This is a genomic window from Coprobacillus cateniformis, assembly GCF_009767585.1.
Classification (GTDB): domain Bacteria; phylum Bacillota_I; class Bacilli_A; order Erysipelotrichales; family Coprobacillaceae; genus Coprobacillus; species Coprobacillus cateniformis.
Genome location: NZ_WSNW01000021.1, coordinates 1 through 5,001, shown reverse-complemented (window position 1 = coordinate 5,001; position 5,001 = coordinate 1). Strand labels below are relative to the sequence as shown.

3 rRNA genes are annotated in these 5,001 nt (G+C 50.7%); all 3 read right to left on the bottom strand.

What is annotated here, in order from left to right:
• Positions 1-34 precede the first annotated feature (34 nt).
• Positions 35-143: ribosomal RNA gene (gene rrf / locus GQF29_RS18185) — 5S ribosomal RNA — on the bottom strand.
• Between the two features lie 74 nt (positions 144-217).
• Positions 218-3,129, bottom strand: a 23S ribosomal RNA gene (locus tag GQF29_RS18180).
• 261 nt (positions 3,130-3,390) lie between these two features.
• Positions 3,391-4,915, bottom strand: a 16S ribosomal RNA gene (locus GQF29_RS18175).
• The 16S, 23S and 5S rRNA genes sit together here, the layout of an rRNA operon.
• Positions 4,916-5,001: the final 86 nt, after the last annotated feature.

Sequence of the window (5,001 nt, the reverse complement as noted above, 5' to 3'; positions counted from 1 at the left end):
AAAAAAAGGATATCCAGTGTGGATATCCGAAGTGAACTGGCAGCTTGCTATTGTCGCGATTGCTCACTATCGTCGCCGTTATGATGCTTAACTTCTGTGTTCGGGATGGGTACAGGTGTTTCCATCATGCTATCGCTACCAGATCTCTCCTGGTGCCTTCCTCTCGGAGCACTCAAAACTGAACAGTAATCTCGCCTTCTTCTTGAACAACCTTCTTCTGGTTAAGTCCTCGACCTATTAGTATCAGTCAGCTTCGCACATCGCTGCGCTTACACCTCTGACCTATCAACCTCATCGTCTTTGAGGGGTCTTACTTCCGAAGAATGGGAAGTCTCATCTTGGAGGGGGCTTCACACTTAGATGCCTTCAGCGTTTATCCCTTCCAGACTTAGCTACCCAGCTGTGCCACTGGCGTGACAACTGGTGCACCATTGGTCTGTCCACCCCGGTCCTCTCGTACTGAGGGCAGCTCTCCTCAAACTTCCTACGCCCACGACAGATAGGGACCGAACTGTCTCACGACGTTCTGAACCCAGCTCGCGTACCGCTTTAATGGGCGAACAGCCCAACCCTTGGAACCGACTTCAGCTCCAGGATGCGATGAGCCGACATCGAGGTGCCAAACCTCCCCGTCGATGTGAACTCTTGGGGGAGATCAGCCTGTTATCCCCAGGGTAGCTTTTATCCGTTGAGCGACGGCCCTTCCATTCGGCACCGCCGGATCACTAAGCCCGACTTTCGTCCCTGCTCGACTTGTTGGTCTCGCAGTCAAACACCCTTTTGCCTTTGCACTCTACGCATGATTTCCAACCATGCTGAGGGTATCTTTGGGCGCCTCCGTTACTCTTTGGGAGGCGACCGCCCCAGTCAAACTGCCCACCTGACACTGTCCCGTCGCCAGCTTATGGCGTCCGGTTAGAACTTCAATACATGAAGGGTAGTATCCCAACGGCGACTCCTCGAATACTGGCGTATCCGTCTCTTCGTCTCCTACCTATCCTGTACATCATGCATCAAAATCCAATATCAAGCTACAGTAAAGCTCCATGGGGTCTTTCCGTCTAGTCGCGGGTAACCTGCATCTTCACAGGTACTAAGACTTCACCGAGTCTACAGCTGAGACAGCGCCCAAATCGTTACGCCTTTCGTGCGGGTCAGAACTTACCTGACAAGGAATTTCGCTACCTTAGGACCGTTATAGTTACGGCCGCCGTTTACTGGGGCTTCAATTCATGGCTTCGCTTGCGCTGACCACTCCTCTTAACCTTCCAGCACCGGGCAGGCGTCACCCCCTATACTTCGACTTGCGTCTTGGCAGAGAGCTGTGTTTTTGGTAAACAGTCGCTTGGGCCGTTTTACTGCGGCTCATCTCTCAATGAGCACTCCTTCTCCCGAAGTTACGGAGTCATTTTGCAGAGTTCCTTAGCTATAGTTCTCTCGCTCACCTTAGGATTCTCTCCTCACCCATGTGTGTCCATTTTCGGTACGGGCTGACAAAGAGTTGATTGCTAGAAGCTTTTCTTGGAAGCTTGCTTCGGCGACTTCTGTACTTATCGTAATGTTCCATACGCGTCACGCCTTCGGGTTTCAACATCCGGATTTGCCTGGATGTCCCCTACCTCGCTTGCACCAGCTATTCCAGCAGCTGGATCGCCTAGCCTGCTCCGTCACTCCATTGCCTCTTCATCAGGTACGGGAATCTCCACCCGTTGTCCATCGACTACGCCTTTCGGCCTCGCCTTAGGTCCCGACTTACCCAGAGCGGACGAACCTTCCTCTGGAAACCTTGGGTATTCGGTGCGTGGGATTCTCACCCACGTTCCGCTACTCACACCGGCATTCTCTCTTCCTGCCGCTCCACATGTCCTTGCGGTCATGCTTCCTCGCTGACAGGAACGCTCCCCTACCACTTATACTTGTCGTATAAATCCATAGCTTCGGTATTATGCTTAGCCCCGGTAAATTTTCGGCGCAGAGTCATTCGACCAGTGAGCTGTTACGCACTCTTTAAAGGGTGGCTGCTTCTGAGCCAACCTCCTGGTTGTCTGGACATCTCCACATCCTTTTCCACTTAGCATATATTTTGGGACCTTAGCTGATGGTCTGGGCTGTTTCCCTTTTGACTACGGACCTTATCACCCGCAGTCTGACTGCCAGATATGTTCCTGTGACATTCGGAGTTTGATTATATTCAGTACCTCGGGATGAGGCCATCACATATTCAGTGCTCTACCTTCACATAACTTTCACTCTGACGCTAGCCCTAAAGCTATTTCGGGGAGAACCAGCTATCTCCGAGTTCGTTTGGAATTTCACCCCTAGCCACAATTCATCCGCCAACGTTTCAACGGGGGTCGGTTCGGTCCTCCATCGGGTTTTACCCCAACTTCAACCTGATCATGGCTAGATCACTCGGTTTCGGGTCTATGACATACAACTCTCGCCCTATTCAGACTCGCTTTCGCTTCGGCTCCGCATCTCCTGCTTAACCTCGCTGCATATCATAACTCGCCGGCTCATTCTACAAAAGGCACGCCATCACCCCTTAACGGGCTCTGACTTCTTGTAAGCATATGGTTTCAGGTTCTCTTTCACTCCCCTCCCGGGGTTCTTTTCACCTTTCCCTCACGGTACTGGTTCACTATCGGTCACAAAGGAGTATTTAGCCTTTCGAGATGGTCCTCGATAATTCCGTCAGGATTCCACGTGCCCCGACGTACTCAGGTACTGTCTCGCATCACTTCACGATTTCGGATACGGGAATGTCACCCTCTTCGTCGCTCCTTCCCAGAAGCTTCTCCTATCATGTCATGTCTGCTTCGCTGACAGCCCTATAACCCCATCTTTGCGATGGTTTGGGCTCCTCCGCTTTCGCTCGCCGCTACTTACGGAATCGTTCTTTACTTTCTTCTCCTGCAGGTACTGAGATGTTTCAGTTCCCTGCGTCTCGCCACGCATCACTATTTATTCATCATGCGCTGACATCCCATTACGGATGCCGGGTTCCCCCATTCGGACATCGACGGGTCCTTGCCTGCTTACTGCTCGCCGTCGCGTTTCGCCGTTTGCTGCGTCCTTCTTCGCCTCTTTGTGCCTAGGCATTCGCCATACGCTCTTTCTTACTTAACCTAAAGTGTTCAAGTTCTACTTGTTTTTTTGTTTCGTGATCTCTCGATCACTCAGCTTGTTATCTTAGTTTTTTTACCACTTTGACTAGATGATTCAACCTTCTCATGAATTTCTATTCCTGATCTCGTTTCTTTCATCTTATCTTTTCGTTTGTAAAAAGTTTTGTTTTTACTAGATTACTATTCAGTTTTCAATGTTCCCTGAGTTCGCCCTCTTCAAGCTCACTCAAAACTAAACAGAAACTCACGCTCTTCTCCCTAGAAAGGAGGTGATCCATCCCCACGTTCCCGTAGGGATACCTTGTTACGACTTCACCCTAATCATCAGTCCCACCTTAGACAGCTCTCTCCTTGCGGTTAAGCCACCGGCTTCGGGTGTTACCAACTCTCATGGTGTGACGGGCGGTGTGTACAAGGCCCGAGAACGTATTCACCGCGACATTCTGATTCGCGATTACTAGCGATTCCAACTTCGTGCAGTCGAGTTGCAGACTGCAGTCCGAACTGAGAACGGGTTTTTGGGTTTCGCTCCACCTCGCGGCTTCGCTTCCCTTTGATCCGTCCATTGTAGCACGTGTGTAGCCCAGGTCATAAGGGGCATGATGATTTGACGTCATCCCCGCCTTCCTCCTCCTTGCAGAGGCAGTCTCGCTAGAGTCCCCAACTTAATGATGGTAACTAGCGACAAGGGTTGCGCTCGTTGCGGGACTTAACCCAACATCTCACGACACGAGCTGACGACAACCATGCACCACCTGTATCCCCTATAGCTATCTCTCTATCTCTAGAGCCTTTAGAGGTATGTCAAGACCTGGTAAGGTTCTTCGCGTTGCTTCGAATTAAACCACATGCTCCACCGCTTGTGCGGGCCCCCGTCAATTCCTTTGAGTTTCATTCTTGCGAACGTACTACTCAGGCGGAGTACTTATTGCGTTAACTGCAGCACTGAGGTTTGACCCCCAACACTTAGTACTCATCGTTTACGGCGTGGACTACTAGGGTATCTAATCCTATTTGCTCCCCACGCTTTCGGGACTGAGCGTCAGTTGCAGCCCAGATCGTCGCCTTCGCCACTGGTGTTCCTCCATATATCTACGCATTTCACCGCTACACATGGAATTCCACGATCCTCTACTGCACTCTAGCTATTTGGTTTCCACGGCTTACTGAAGTTTAGCTTCAGGCTTTCACCGCAGACCTCTATTGCCGCCTGCTCCCTCTTTACGCCCAATGATTCCGGATAACGCTCGCCACCTACGTATTACCGCGGCTGCTGGCACGTAGTTAGCCGTGGCTTTCTCATAAAGTACCGTCACTTATGAATCATTTCCTATTCATACCGTTCTTCCTTTATAACAGAGGTTTACATACCGAAATACTTCTTCCCTCACGCGGCGTTGCTCGGTCAGGGTTTCCCCCATTGCCGAAAATTCCCTACTGCTGCCTCCCGTAGGAGTCTGGGCCGTGTCTCAGTCCCAGTGTGGCCGTCCACCCTCTCAGGTCGGCTACGCATCGTCGCCTTGGTGAGCCGTTACCTCACCAACCAGCTAATGCGCCATAAGTCCATCCTCCTGCTATCCATACGGATATTTAATGAAGCGGTCATGCGACCCCTTCACCTATGCGGTCTTAGCTATCATTTCTAATAGTTATCCCCCTCATGAGGGCAGGTTACTTATGTATTACTCACCCGTTCGCCACTCACTGATAAAATCAGTGCGTTCGACTTGCATGTATTAGGCACGCCGCCAGCGTTCATCCTGAGCCAGGATCAAACTCTCCATTGTTTATCTCAAACAATAACTTGTTCTCTTGACTCTTTTTTCTTACTACTTTCTTTGACGTGTTTTCTGTTTAGTTTTCAATGTCCTTG